This window comes from Bartonella sp. B10834G3 (assembly GCF_016102505.1).
In the GTDB taxonomy this organism is placed as follows: Bacteria; Pseudomonadota; Alphaproteobacteria; order Rhizobiales; family Rhizobiaceae; genus Bartonella; species Bartonella choladocola.
The window spans coordinates 828,355-842,217 of sequence record NZ_JACFOM010000002.1; the positions used below are offsets into that span (position 1 = coordinate 828,355).

At 45.9% G+C, this 13,863-nt stretch carries 11 protein-coding genes and 1 other RNA gene; 3 read left to right on the top strand and 9 right to left on the bottom strand.

Features of this window, described 5'->3' with window-relative positions; all coding sequences use genetic code 11:
• Nucleotides 1–43 precede the first annotated feature (43 nt).
• From H3S94_RS09050 to H3S94_RS09070, 5 genes are all read right to left on the bottom strand, one after another.
• Nucleotides 44–1,357 (bottom strand): Nramp family divalent metal transporter, encoded by a 1,314-nt coding sequence (locus H3S94_RS09050; RefSeq protein WP_077992787.1) that lies wholly within the window; start codon nt 1,355–1,357, stop codon nt 44–46.
• Nucleotides 1,358–1,473: 116 nt separating this feature from the next.
• Nucleotides 1,474–1,868, bottom strand: an RNA gene (rnpB, locus tag H3S94_RS09055) — RNase P RNA component class A.
• A 556-nt stretch (nt 1,869–2,424) separates the two neighbouring features.
• Nucleotides 2,425–3,186 (bottom strand): N-acetylmuramoyl-L-alanine amidase, encoded by a 762-nt coding sequence (locus tag H3S94_RS09060; protein WP_198240876.1) that lies wholly within the window; start codon nt 3,184–3,186, stop codon nt 2,425–2,427.
• A 2-nt stretch (nt 3,187–3,188) separates the two neighbouring features.
• Nucleotides 3,189–3,902: a DnaJ family molecular chaperone gene (locus H3S94_RS09065; RefSeq protein ID WP_198240836.1), complete on the bottom strand. Its 714-nt coding sequence runs from the start codon at nt 3,900–3,902 to the stop codon at nt 3,189–3,191.
• Between the two features lie 120 nt (nt 3,903–4,022).
• Nucleotides 4,023–4,373: a hypothetical protein gene (locus H3S94_RS09070; protein WP_077992794.1), complete on the bottom strand. Its 351-nt coding sequence runs from the start codon at nt 4,371–4,373 to the stop codon at nt 4,023–4,025.
• A 116-nt stretch (nt 4,374–4,489) separates the two neighbouring features.
• Here H3S94_RS09070 and H3S94_RS09075 point away from each other — a divergent pair, with 116 nt between their 5' ends.
• Together H3S94_RS09075 and H3S94_RS09080 are read left to right on the top strand one after the other, a co-directional pair.
• Complete coding sequence (locus tag H3S94_RS09075) at nt 4,490–5,293, top strand: GH25 family lysozyme (RefSeq protein WP_077994591.1); 804 nt, start codon at nt 4,490–4,492, stop codon at nt 5,291–5,293.
• Between the two features lie 124 nt (nt 5,294–5,417).
• On the top strand, nt 5,418–6,680 hold the full coding sequence (locus tag H3S94_RS09080; RefSeq protein ID WP_198240837.1) for a lytic murein transglycosylase: 1,263 nt from the start codon (nt 5,418–5,420) through the stop codon (nt 6,678–6,680).
• Nucleotides 6,681–8,273: 1,593 nt separating this feature from the next.
• Here the strand turns inward: H3S94_RS09080 and metF are convergent.
• Both metF and H3S94_RS09090 read right to left on the bottom strand, forming a co-directional pair.
• Complete coding sequence (gene metF, locus H3S94_RS09085) at nt 8,274–9,185, bottom strand: methylenetetrahydrofolate reductase [NAD(P)H] (protein ID WP_077992804.1); 912 nt, start codon at nt 9,183–9,185, stop codon at nt 8,274–8,276.
• Nucleotides 9,185–10,192 (bottom strand): metalloregulator ArsR/SmtB family transcription factor, encoded by a 1,008-nt coding sequence (locus tag H3S94_RS09090; RefSeq protein WP_225868093.1) that lies wholly within the window; start codon nt 10,190–10,192, stop codon nt 9,185–9,187. Before H3S94_RS09090 ends, metF begins: the two co-directional genes overlap by 1 nt.
• Before the next feature lie 762 nt (nt 10,193–10,954).
• On the opposite strand from H3S94_RS09090, the gene H3S94_RS09095 reads away from it, so the two are divergent.
• Nucleotides 10,955–11,260 (top strand): DUF2293 domain-containing protein, encoded by a 306-nt coding sequence (locus H3S94_RS09095; protein WP_198231316.1) that lies wholly within the window; start codon nt 10,955–10,957, stop codon nt 11,258–11,260.
• 449 nt (nt 11,261–11,709) lie between these two features.
• Here the strand turns inward: H3S94_RS09095 and H3S94_RS09100 are convergent, their stop codons facing one another.
• Entirely contained in the window at nt 11,710–12,414 is a 705-nt protein-coding gene (locus tag H3S94_RS09100) for a L,D-transpeptidase (RefSeq protein WP_198231317.1), read from the bottom strand.
• A 552-nt stretch (nt 12,415–12,966) separates the two neighbouring features.
• The gene (tam, locus tag H3S94_RS09105; protein ID WP_077992819.1) at nt 12,967–13,731 is read right to left on the bottom strand and encodes a trans-aconitate 2-methyltransferase; all 765 of its coding nucleotides are present in this window, start codon (nt 13,729–13,731) and stop codon (nt 12,967–12,969) included.
• Between the last annotated feature and the right edge of the window lie 132 nt (nt 13,732–13,863).

Genomic DNA, 13,863 nt, shown 5'->3' on the forward strand with positions numbered 1-13,863 from the left:
CGCACAGTTATGCTTAACGAAGTGTTAGGATTGAACCCGTCATTCACGAAATTTCCGGTATCAAACCGAATGTCATGAAGAGTAGAACAAAATTCAGTATAAGAACCACTATTGCCGAAAGAATGGCAACAATCTGGGTAACAATTCCATTGGCAAATTGCCCCATAATGACCTTGCGGCCACTAAAATAGAGAAGCGCAATCATGGGGACAGGCAGCGAGATTGAAAGAATAACCTGACTGACAACCAGCGCTTCTGTCGAGTTGACACCAAGGGCCACAACAATAAAGGCCGGTATCATCGTAACGAGACGGCGAACCCAGATCGGTATATAGAAGCCGACGAACCCTTGCATCACCATTTGTCCGGCCATAGTACCGACAACCGAACTTGAAATACCTGAAACAATCAGCGAAACAAGGAAAACACCCGCCGCACCGATACCGAGAAGCGGTGTCAATGTGTGATAGGCCTGATCGATTTCGGCGATGTCGTTATGCGCACCATGAAAGGTACTTGCCGCCATAATAACCATGGCCATATTGACCATGCCCGCAATAGCAAGAGCGACAATCACCTCGCGGTTGGAATAGCGGACAAGCTGGCGACGGTCCTTGTCACTCTGGACTTTGGCACGTGCCTGTGTCAGGCCGGAGTGGAGATAAAGCGCATGCGGCATAACGGTAGCACCAATAATGCCGACAGAAATCAACAAAGCGTTGGCATCCGGCATTTCCGGCGTGAAAAGATGCAAACCCGCAGCTTCCCAATCAACCGGCGCGATCACCATTTCAATCAGATAACAAATACCGATAATGGAAACCAGAATACCGATCAGAATTTCAGTCGGGCGAAAACCGCGGCTGTCAATCATCAGAAGTGCATAGGTAATGATTGCGGTGATAATCATACCGATAATAAGCGGCATATTGAACAACAAGGCAAGACCGATAGCACCGCCGAGGAATTCGGCAAGGTCGGTTGCCATTGCAGCAATTTCGCTGATAATCCACATAGCCACAACGACAGGCTTTGACAGATTGTCACGGCAGAGTTCTGCAAGGTTGCGGCCGGTTACAATGCCGACTTTTGCCGACAGTGCCTGAAACAGCATGGCAATAAGATTGGCGAGCAACACAACCCACAACAACGTATAACCGTATCCCGATCCAGCTTGAATATTCGTCGCGAAATTACCGGGATCCATATAGGCGATTGAGGCAATAACGGCAGGCCCAACCATGAGAAGAAATGTACGTCCGCCCTTTCGCTTGCCGGCAAGCATTGCAGAAATGCCTTCCGACGTCCGTTCGGTGAGCGAGGACTTACGGGAGAATTTATCATCTTGAAGAGACATGCAACAAAACTTTCTAATTGCGAATGCTTTGCATTAGCTCTAATCGATCTATCCCGTCAATCGGGGTTATATAAAAATATTTGTGAATTCTAAAAAGGTAAATAGCACAAAAGGAAAATGTCAGTTGGTCTATAAGCCGGGTTCTGTATGGCGAAATTTGATTAAAAATTCCGCGTGGCAGCCATTCATCTGGTACGGATGTTACCACCCGTCTCGTGCAACCTACCCGAATGACAGGCCCGGAAATCGGCTGCAAGCAAAGCTTGCGTGTCATTCCTATTCGGTCTTGCTCCCGGTGGGGTTTACCTTGCCACATCCATTACTGGATGCGCGGTGGGCTCTTACCCCGCCTTTTCACCCTTACCTGATTGAACAGGCGGTATATTTCTGTGGCACTTTCCCTGAGGTTACCCTCGCCGGACGTTATCCGGCACCGTTATTCCATGGAGCCCGGACTTTCCTCACCTTTCACCTTTCGGTATTGAGAAGGCGCGGCTGCCCGACCAACTGACCGGCTCTCTATAAAACAAAATCGGGCTGCTGCAAACCGATAAAAACCGGAACAATAGTCGCAATCATATCCTGCCTTTGGTTGAACAACCGCCCGTCATTCAAGGCCGAATATCAAAAGCTTCTTTATCGGAGACTTAAAATCGATTCGCGAATAATCAGGTGGAAATGTCCCCCTTCATCGTCTTCTCGCCAACATGGATATATATGTACTGAAGCCGAACTGGCAGCGAGAGCATATCCGGAAACTTATAGCGCTTCCCTTTTTAAAAAAGCCGATATTTTTCAGGATAGAATCCCCGATAACAGAGTTGAAATAAATTAATCCGGCTCGGCCTGAATAATAGAATCGCCCCACCCGAAAATAAAACAATTCTCCCGATAAAATTCCCCGAAACAATTTCAATCTGTTCATAATCGTTTCTGAAATTTTCCGGATGCACAGGGTTTTAATTCAAAAATCTGTTTTTCCGCTATTGCCTGTTATTCAGTGTTCCAAGCGTTTTCTCATTGATCGTTATGATTCAAGCGATCAATATCCGGTTCAAAAACATAAATTATGCAAGGCTTTTCAACGTGCCAAGCAGACGATGAAGCGTGTCGATCGTCGAAACATCTGCAACACCATCGACTTTTTCAGGTCTGAAATGGCGCTGGAAAGCTTGTGTGACCAATCGCGTACGTTCATCGAAAGATCCGGTTATTTCGATACCGTAGCCATAAAGAGCCAACATGGATTGAAACGCTTCGACCGGACGGCCGCTTTCGCCGATATTCATAAAACGCCCCCCGGCAATTGGTGCAGGACGCACGAAATGGCCGACACCGGCTTTAAAAAGTGTTTCCCAAGGAAATTTTTCACCCGGATCGGTTTTGCGATGCGGTGCAATATCGGAATGGGCAAGCACATTCCTCGGTTCAATCGAATATCTTTCAATGATGGATTGGCACAATTTAATGACCGATATGATCTGCTTTTCCGGATAATCGGGAAAGTTCAACAAAGGCCCGCCATTGACGATTTCAATGCCGATCGAGCTTGAATTAACATCTGTGATACCGCGCCAGAAACTTTCACCGGCATGCCATGCGCGAAACGCCTCTTGAACCAGTTGAACGACTTTTCCATCTTCTTCCACAACATAATGGGCTGAAACCTTCGCTTCGGGCGAACATAAAAGTTGTTCGGCGCTTTCGGCATTTTCCATGCCCGTATAGTGAAGAACGAGAAATTGCGGTTTTGTGTTGTTCTTGCGTTCTTCAAAATTAGGCGAAGGGCGGACAACCGCCTCCGGATAATCAGCTTTGAACTGTTGCATTGTCATGCCGTAACAAACTCCTCACGCACGATAGCCCATGCGTTATTAATAGCAGCCAGACGCTCATTGGCAATTGCCATGAATTCCTTCGGCAATCCTCGTGCTATGACCCTATCGGGGTGATGCTCGCGCACCAATTGATGATAACGTTTGCGCGCATCTTCAAAACTTATGCCCTTGTTCAACCCCAATACCAGCCACGGGTCGCTGTCTCCCGTTTCGGCATGGCGCGCACTGATTGCTTTGAAACGTTCACGCGAAAAGCCGAAAATATCGGAAACATTGCGCAGAAAGTCCAATTCATCCTCATGAATCACTCCATCGGACTTCGCGATATAGAAAAGCCCTTCCAGCACATCTTCCAGCAATTGTCCCTGACAGTCGGATTCGTGACAAAGCCGAAACAGGCGGCGAGCGTAAACATCAAAACCGGCAATATCCTGTTTTGCCAGATTGTAGAGCCGTTCGACATTGTGGAACTCGTGGTCGGGCACCGAAAAAATTTCATAAAATGCTTTGACCTCCGCATCGCTTACAACGCCATCGGCTTTTGCCATTTTTGCCGATAAAGCAATCATGGCAACAGAAAAGGCAACTTGTCTGCGTGTTTCCGGATCACCTTCAAAAATGGTGCGCACACGTTCGACAATGGCGTTCAATACGTCGCCAGCAACATTGCTGATAAGCTCTCCGATGCGTGTCCATAATGAAGGCATTCTATTTTTCCGATATATTAAAAGCCCGCTTTGTCTCGTGTTCTTGTGCCGCAACGGGATTTCTTGGCCCCCGCCCGATAGTCAACCATTGAACCTGTTTAAATGCAATTGATTTTGCCGCTATTTATCACCATCGACAGTCGAAGGACGGTTCATTGCCTGACGGGCAACCTCGCCCGCATCACGCGCAAATTTTTCTGCCTGTTCTTCACTTTGCCCGCTTTTCAAGGCAGCCGCCTTTGCATCTTCCATCAATTTATTAATGACATCGCGTTTTTGCGCCTCTGTCATATCCGATGGTGTAAGTGGTACTTTTGGCAAACTTATGGCCGCACCTTCGGGAAGTGCTTTTTCTCCATTCGATTGACTCTTACCATTCATAAAATAGGAATAAGTCCACCAAAGTCCTGCAATGACGAGAAGGAGGACGATAAAAAGAACGATGATACGGCGCCAACGAAGTTTCTTCATATTTTTTCCAAAAGTTTTTATTTATATGCCATTCTTTTACTATTTTTAGCAATGGTGAACTGTGATTTGAGAGCCTTATAGGGGTGGAATTGTTGTTTAAAAATAATTTTCGGAAAATTGCGCACAAGATTTCGGCAGCTATTGCATCGGCTCTTTTGCTTACAAGCTGCACATCCGTGTCCTATGACCTTGGCGATATTGTGCCGCCATCCGGCACAACGCCGAAAGGGCCGATCAACGCGCCCCGCTTCGATGATCGCAAGCCCCATGATTGGGCTGCGCTTACGCCATGGCATTACCCCATTCACGGAACCGATGTCTCGAAATATCAACAGGCTGTTGACTGGGCGGCGGTCAAACATAGCGGCATTTCATTTGCTTTTATCAAAGCGACAGAAGGTGGTGACCGCGTCGATGATAATTTCATCCACAACTGGGATGGTACAAAGGAAGTGGATATGCCGCGGGGAGCCTACCATTTCTTCTATTATTGCCGCCCCGCTTCCGAGCAGGCAAAATGGTATATCAGAAATGTGCCGAAGGACCCGACTGCGCTACCGCCGGTTCTTGATATGGAGTGGAATGATTCTTCACCGACATGCAAAATCCGTCCACCGGCAGACACTGTTCGCAGTGAAATGAAGGTCTTCCTGTCCATTGTTGAAAAATATTATGGCAAGAAGCCCATTATCTACACCACAGTCGATTTCTTCGACCGCAACGGTTTGTCACAAATAAAAGGTTATTCGTTCTGGCTGAGGTCAGTCGCCGGACATCCGCAAGAAAAATATGGCCCCCACCCGTGGACGTTCTGGCAATATACAGGAACCGGACGTGTGCCGGGTATCAAAGGCGACGCCGACATCAACGTTTTTTACGGCAGCCGTGATGAATGGCAAAAATTTGTTTCGGGAAAATAAAAAACCGTGACAATCAACAATGAATATAACTTTACATAAGCTTCAGCTAGGAGCAGACCTTTATTTCTGATAATAAATGGTTCAAAACATTTCAAACATCACAATATGCAGGACATGAAGACAAATGTTCAAGACAAGACAGGCTATTCTGGCAGCTTCAACATTTTTGTTTGCGACAGTTTTCTGCCCGCTGTCACAAGCTCAGCAACCTGATGCACAATCACAAACCGAAGATACCGCACCAACCGAAGATGCCGCAACCAAGGCTGCACGGGAAGCCTGTGGTACGCCGATTGAAACGTTCAGGCAGAATGTGGCCGACGAAGCGCGTAAAGCGGGTGTGAGCGAGCACGCTATCGACGAACTGAAGAAAGCAACAATCGACCAGAAAGTAATCGACCGTGATAATGGTCAGGCTATTTTCAATCTGACATTTGCGGAATTTTCAAAACGCGTCATCCCAGAAGCGCGCTTGAAAAAAGGCAAGGAAAACTTGCAAAAATATGCCGATGTTTTTGCAAAGGCGGAAGAAAAATACGGTGTTCCGGGACCGGTTATTGCAGCCTTTTGGGGGCTGGAGACCGATTATGGTGCGGTGCAAGGAAATTTCGATACTTTGAACGCCCTTTTCACCCTCTCTCATGATTGCCGGCGGCCGGAACTCTTCCGTCCGCAATTGATTGCGCTCTTGAAACTCTTCGATCAGGGTGTGGTCAATGCCGAAACAACCGGCGCATGGGCTGGAGAAATCGGACAAATGCAACTTTTGCCGAAGGATTATCTTGAACGCGGTGTAGATGGTGATGGTGACGGTAAAATCGACCTTAAAGGTTCTGTTGCCGATGCTGTCATGACGGCTGCCCATATGCTAAGCGATCTCGGATGGCGGCGCGGTGAACCATGGCTTGAAGAAGTGCGCCTCACCCGCGATGATTTGCCATGGCAGGAAGCCATCAGGCAAAATCGCAAACCCCATTCGCAATGGACAAGTTGGGGCGTTACCGGTCTTGACGGGCCTTTAGGCCCCGACAATGGCGATGCATCCCTGATGTTGCCAATGGGCAGAAAGGGACCTGCATTTCTGGCCTATGATAATTTCGATATTTTTGTCGAATGGAACAAGTCAATTGTCTATGCAACAACCGTTGCCTATTTCGCTTCACGCCTCGCCGGTGCTCCCGCTTTTGACATCGGTCATCCGGATCCGGGGTTAAGCACAGAAGAAATGAAGCAGTTACAACAAAAGCTTGCAAACCGCGGTTATGATATGGGCAAAGTGGATGGTGTTTATGGTATATTGACACGGGATGCCGTGCGAACGGAACAGCTCCGTTTGGGACTACCTGCCGATTCATGGCCAACAAAAGAATTGCTCGACCGGCTTTGAATAAAACTGCCGATAGAGTTTCAAAACTGCGCAAAATTTATCAAGCAAGCGGGTGAAAGCCCGCTTGTTTTTTACACTTTCTCCGGTTAACAGACTTTCTCCGGTTCATAGACGTTCTCCGGTTAACAGACGTTCTCCGGTTAACAGACCTTCTCCGGCTATTTTTAATTTGTTTCACCCGCCCGAACATTGCGCCTTTTCTTCAGGGTTTTCGAGACATCAGGGGGATCGAGCCATCAGGGGTTTCGAGCCATCAGATTTTCCGATTGGTAATTATTTTTATTTCGGCAAACTATTTTTGCCTAAACCCGCAATTTTGTTCCGCGCTTTCAGAGCAAGTTTTGTTTTTTTTGAATTGGACTGGCAATACCCCGCCCCTGATGACTGGCGGTAACCCGCTCCCGATACACTGGCGATACCCCCGCCCCTGATTTTTCGCTTTTTGCCCGACCTTTATAAAGTCGCTTGTTTTCAAAGCTAGCTGGCGCAAGTGCGACCGACATATCGGTGGAAATTCCACCAAAGGGGAACTAACGGAAGGTGACAACCCAAGACATTGTCGCTACCCCTCCCGCTCCACAACCGGAACAGCGTTTCACTATGAATAATTTTAGGGCTGTCTTCAGGAGCGGCTCCACGCAATGTTTCATAGTACGGAAACAAAGGGGCAAAGAACTTTTGGAAAATTGTAATGGCAGTTCAACAAAGCAAAAAACGGGATGGATTATGAATTTCACGGCATATCAATATCTGTGTAAATTTCACGAACACTTCAACCGGCAATCGACGCGGAACAAATCCCCAAAAATAAAAACCCGACCGGAGCAAAGCTCCAGTCGGGCTTCAACCAAGGGAAATCCGTTGCGGGGGGTCTCGGTCTCCCTGGTTGTTAACCGATTTGTTATGCTTTTTGAAAAGCACATCATTGATATGGACGAGAATGGATTTGATAGCAATAAAAAGCTTTAAAACGACAATCAAAAAATAGATTATTTTGCTATTTTTTTTAACAAAATGATAAAACAATGTCTAAATTGTCTTAAAATGAAGCAATTTTAATCTATTTTCAGTTGATTTGTAGAAAATTACACCCTTAACATTATCGTGCCCCCACAGCATGTTCAAACGACGTCGGCTGTCATCTCTTTTTAAAATCGGAGCGATTTCGTTTTTGTGAAGCGAAATGCGTCTGTGGCAATTGTCGCAATCGGGAATGAACGCTTGCATCAATAGAAAATTCAAAATTGCTCCAAACTGGAATCGGTAAAACCAAACCCGAACGAACAAAATAGTGGCGGGCATCGTTCCTGAACGACAGCGCGTAACGAACAATAGGAACGCCACTAAAATAAATATTTATAGTTCCGGTCGGCTATAAATGTGACAAGAGCCAATATGCGCGCCTGTCAATCGGGCACACATATTGAAAACCGGAAATTTGCGGCGGCAAAAGCTTAAAAAGCCCTTTGCTTTTCAATAACCGCCGCCACATGACCTTGGCAACTATCGGTTCTGTTTATCATACTGGCAACTATCGGTTCTGTTTATCTGAACAGCCCTTTTAAGAGACTGAAAAATCCGATTTGACCACCATTATTTATTATTTGCGGTCTGCTGTTTTGGCCGAATACCGATAAGATAACAAATGGCATAAACAAGGTCTGCACGATTGAGCGTGTAGAAGTGGAAATCTTCCACGCCATGTTCCACAAGCTCAAGAACCTGTTCGGCAGCAACGGCTGCTGCAACAAGATCATGCGTTTTCTGGTCGTTTTCCAGCCCTTCAAAACGTTGTGCCAGCCAATCGGGAATATGCGTTCCATTGCGTGCGCAGAAATTTTTAACCTGCCAGAAATTATGGATTGGCAAAATACCCGGCAAAATAGGAATATAGATACCGGCTTTACGTACTTTTTCTATATAATCTTCATAAAAATGGTTATCAAAAAAGCATTGGGTAATGGCTTTTGTCGCACCATTATCAATTTTGCGTTTAAGCAGATCAATATCGGTTGCAAAATCCGGACTTTCGGGATGTTTTTCCGGATAAGCGGAAACTGTAATTTCAAAATCCGGATTAATTGCTTTCAAACCGGCGACGAGTTCAACGGCATTGGCATAGCCCCCCGGAGTCGGGTGATAGCGCCCGCCTATGCCATTGCTCGGATCACCGCGCAAAGCAACAAAATGGCGAATGCCCATCGCAGCAAATTGGCGCGCTACGCTGTCAACTTCCTCGCGCGTTGCGTCAACACAGGTTAGATGCGCTGCCGCATTGAGATGCGTTTCTTTGATAATACGTTCAACGGTGCGGCCGGTTCTCTCACGTGTGGAACCACCTGCCCCGTAAGTGACCGAAACAAAATCCGGCTTTAACGGAGCAAGCCGTTCCACCGTTTGCCATAGCATTTCTTCCATTTTTTCCGTTTTTGGCGGGAAAAACTCGAATGAAACCTTTAGCTTGTCGCCTAAATCGGGGCGGCGGGAAAGTGAAGGGGCAGGCATTATGCGGTCTCCGTTACAAGTGTTTTTTGTCGGGCAATCAATAAACGCGGGTCACGTGCAAGCCACAGCTTCAACGTAAGCCCTTTGGTGTTGCCATTTTGTTGTGGTTGAAAACTCAAGGTTTTTTCCAGTGTCAAACCGGCTTTTTCCAGCCAGTATTCCATTTGGGAATCGGAAAAGCCCAAACGTACATGGGCATATTTTTCGCGCAAGAAATCAAGTTCATGCGGCGCGTAGTCGACAATAATGAGCCTTGCACCGGGGCGCATAACGCGCGCAGCTTCAAAAATTGCAATTTCGGGATCTGACAGAAAATGCAGAACCTGATAGATGGTGACGAGATTGAATGTTTCTTTTTCAACCGGCAAGGCGGCCACATCGCCTAACCTGACCTGCGCATTTGAAATACCCGCTTTATCAAGATTGACACGCGCAACCGCCAACATATCGCGGTTGTTATCAATGCCGATTGCGCGGGTATAAAGGGGGGAAAAGAGCTTTAATAGCGAGCCTGTGCCGGTGCCGATGTCAAGCATGGATTGGAATGGCGTTGTGCCGACAAGCTCAACCATTGTCTGTTCAACCGTGTTATCGGGAACATGAAGCAAACGGAGTTTATCCCAATCATGCGCATTCTTGGAAAAATAGGCAGCAGCAGCGCGGCTGCGTTGCTGCTTCACTTCATCAAGGCGCGTCATGTCGCGTTCGATAAGACCGTCTTTTGTGTCGATATGTGCGAGTATTGTTTTCAACATTTGTTGACGTAACGAGCATGAAGACAAAGAAAAATATGCCCATGCCCCTTCCTGATAACGCTCGATCAAACGGGCTTCGGTCAAAAGCCGCAAATGCCTTGAAACACGTGGCTGGGATTGTCCCAAAATTTTTGTGAGATCGGAAACAGTCAAATCCCCCTTATCCAACAAAAACAGTATCCGTAACCGCGTCGTCTCGGCAACAGCTTTCAATACGTCTACCATTTCGTTCAATGCCAATTGGCGAACCATGACTATTTCTCCGGTTTTATGGATATAAAGATATCTTTATATATTTTGCAAATGTCAAGCGGAGAGATTGGTTATGCCCACAATCACCGATCATGATTTTTTCCGGAAGATAAAATTTTACACGCGTATGAACAGTTTTGGTGTCACAGCAATTGCTGCAAGTTTCATTCGTCCCGCTTATTTCGATCATTTTGCGGGCTTGCCGTTGTCCGACTGTTCTAAAACAGAAAATCATTCTTCGTCTTGAAAACAAGTCATCATTGCGGGAATTTTGCCGCTTACTCGTCCTGAACAGTCAGGCTTTATCAAGTCTAGCAAATATTTATCATGCCTTTAATGTCTATTTCTGCCGGTTTTTCCGGATAAACGGCCATTACGCCTGTTTGCGAATAATTTGTGTTTGAACGCTACCCCTCTGAAATATTGGCAAGAGCGGTCAAAAATATGGTCATATAAAAGGATAAAAATTGGCGGCGATTTTCGCTTCACCCGTTATTTTTACATTTGCCCTATCATTTGATCTTGCCCCGATATTTGATAAAATGAAAAAGCAGTTACCGCGCCTTATACCACATAACCGGTTCCGCACTTTTGTAATTGCTAAAAAAGGCGACATGCAAAGATCAAGTGAACGAATTGCGGCACTCTTTACTTTAACAATTTTTGCATTTTGACATATCGAACTATATCTGAAAAAGCTCGAAAACCCGTTTAACAATGAAGCAAGACAAATTTTTTGTTTCCCATGATTTTCTGTTACCCATGACTACGAAAAGACAACGCGCTGTTTTAAAGGAACTGACACTGCTTATCCCGCAAGCTCCCTATTCTGATAGCGAGCCGATCAGATCTGCTGCTTTAAGCGCGCATATGAAACATCTTCCCCCTTCAATTGCGGTCTGGCTGTCGATTGTCGCCTATATCCGCCACACATATACGAATTATGATGAATTGCGTGATGAAGGTTATGATAAGGATTCAGCTCGTTTTTTTGTAATAGACGACATTAACGAAAAACTCACCGAATGGCGTGCAACGCGTTTTGTGACCTATGAAGATCACGACTAAAATCTTGCCGGACAAGTTCTTTATATCCACGCGTTAGCCCCGAAGAAAGTGATGACTGGCAATGGGGTTGATTGGCGATTAGGGCGATTGGCAAGGGGGCAATTTGTGATCGGAACGATTGGGGATTGGGCTGATTGGCAAAAGTGTGATTGGGAATGTTTTGGGAATGTTGATCGGAGGGCTTAAATGGTGAAGGCGACACTCTGGAACTGTTTTCTGCCAAAGCCGGTCAAACGTTCAATATGAAATCTTTTTTATTTCGTTCTTTTTCAATATTGCAGAAATATGCGGAAAAAATTCAACCCGAAGGGCGACAGACGCAATCTCGAAAGGCGATAGACGCAATAGAAACCAACACAATTCAAAAAAAGGCGCATAAAAGGGCGCATAAAAAGGCACAAAAAAAGGGCGAAAACCCGCCCTTCTTTTTAATTTGTCTACAGCAACTATCAGCGCACGATGACTTTCGAGCCGACCTGCACGCGTTCAAAAAGATCAACCACATCTTTGTTCAACATGCGAATGCAACCGGCTGATACATTTTTGCCAATGCTCGACGGTTGTGTCGTTCCATGAATACGGAAATATGTGTCGACATTGCCCTGGAAGAGATAAAGTGCACGAGCGCCGAGCGGGTTACTCAATCCGCCGGGCACACCGTCTGCGAAGCGCTTATACTGCTGGGGCTTGCGTTGCACCATATCGGCAGTCGGAATCCATCTTGGCCATTTGCGTTTGAATTGTACTTTTGCTTCCCCCTGAAAACCGAGACCGGCAGCACCCACACCTACTCCGTAACGAATTGCCTGACCGTCACCGGTTATGAGGTAAAGATAGTGGTTTTCCGGTTCGACAATAATCGTTCCGGGAATTTCATTTGTCGGATAAGGAACAACCGTGCGTTCAAATTGTTCGGGGATTTTTATTTTTACAGGCGGAATTTTGAACGGTTCGTCGGGAGATTGCTCATAACGGTCATAAACCGATTGCGTACCGAGCAATGTTGATGTCACAACCGGTTTTGCCGGTGCCACCTTTACATTGTCGTTTGATACAACAGTAGGAGCAGGCGTGGTCGCACATCCCACAAGTCCGAACCCCAGAACACCAAGAGCTGTTGCAAGCCCTAATTTTTGCTGCCAAAAATATTTCATTTTCCGTCTAAAAGCCTCTTGATCGCGACACGTTATATCGCTCGTCATTTCTCGTATAACGTGGTTAATGGATGGTTAATAAGATGGAAAGTATTTTTAGGTTCGGCTTAGCGGGTTTAAAGCTTTTAGCCTCTGTTCCAGGATTTTTTTTGAGCGAAAAGACAATTATGCAACAGTAAAGCACCATCCGTCATATGCGTTGCCATTGAATATTAAAAAATCGTCATAGCTTTCAAGAGAATCAATCTGATCCGGTTACAAATAAAGAAATTTCATTACAACAATCCGGCTATTGAATTGTTCTGTTGTTTGCGGAATGTTTTTTTAAAAAAGCTTTTTAACCGGATAAAACAATTGCCAAAAACAAACCCTGAATGACTGTCGACTGCTTATGCCAGCCAATATTTTCCACGGGCTTAAAAAGTAACAACAACCGCCTTTGTCATAGTTCAGAAAGAATAAATCCGCCCGTTTACAGTAAAAATAGAAAGAGCCATGAACAATCATGGCTCTTTTCATTTTGCAAATTTTATTCGTGGCAATAGCAATCCATTATTTTACCAGCACCATAAACAGGCGCGGAAAACGCAACAAAACCTTGCCGTCATACTGGGTTGGATAGAGTTTTGTAATGCGCTCAAGATAAAGCGCAAGATATTGTTGCTTTTCTTCCTCGTTAAGTGGCGCAAGAAATGGCCGCAGGGCTGCCCCTTTCACCCAGTCAACAATGGCTTCATGATTTTCCATGACGGGATTATAAATTGTCTGCCAAATATCAATATAGTGGACGAGCGGCTTCAGAGCATCATAATAGACCGAGACATTCGGTAGTTTTTCTCGCGCTACAGAGCCGATACGGTCATTCCAGCGTTTATCTTCTGCAACATGAATCATCGCACGATGGAGCGGTTCAAACAGGTTATCCGGCATTTGTACGGCCAAAGCCGCACCGGTTTTCATGGCAGACACCAATCGTTTCATCTCGTCAATATGGTCGGGTAACCACTGGAATACGGCATTGGAAAATAACAAATCGACATCGGGTTCCGGCGACCATTTTTCAATGTTTTGAACTGTAAATTCTATTTTCGGCAAGCGCTTTTTGGCATTGGCGATCATGTCGGCAGAAGAGTCAAACCCCGAAACCTTGGCGTTAGGCCAATGTTGGCACAAAACTTCGGTCGATGTGCCAGGACCGCAACCGAGATCGACAATGGTTTTGACCTCTTTCAGAGGAACTGCATTAGCGAGGTCATGTACCGGCCTCAAACGTTCGTCCTCGAATTTCAAATATTGTTTTGCTGACCAATCTTGCATAAATTTTCTCCATTGTCTCATCGGGCAATGAAGTAAGTTTACCACTTTTTGGGTTCAAGACATCCACAAAGTCAAATTTTTTCCGGCAGAAAGTCGAATTTTTCTCGCGATTTTAAAAATTCTTCGGAGCGG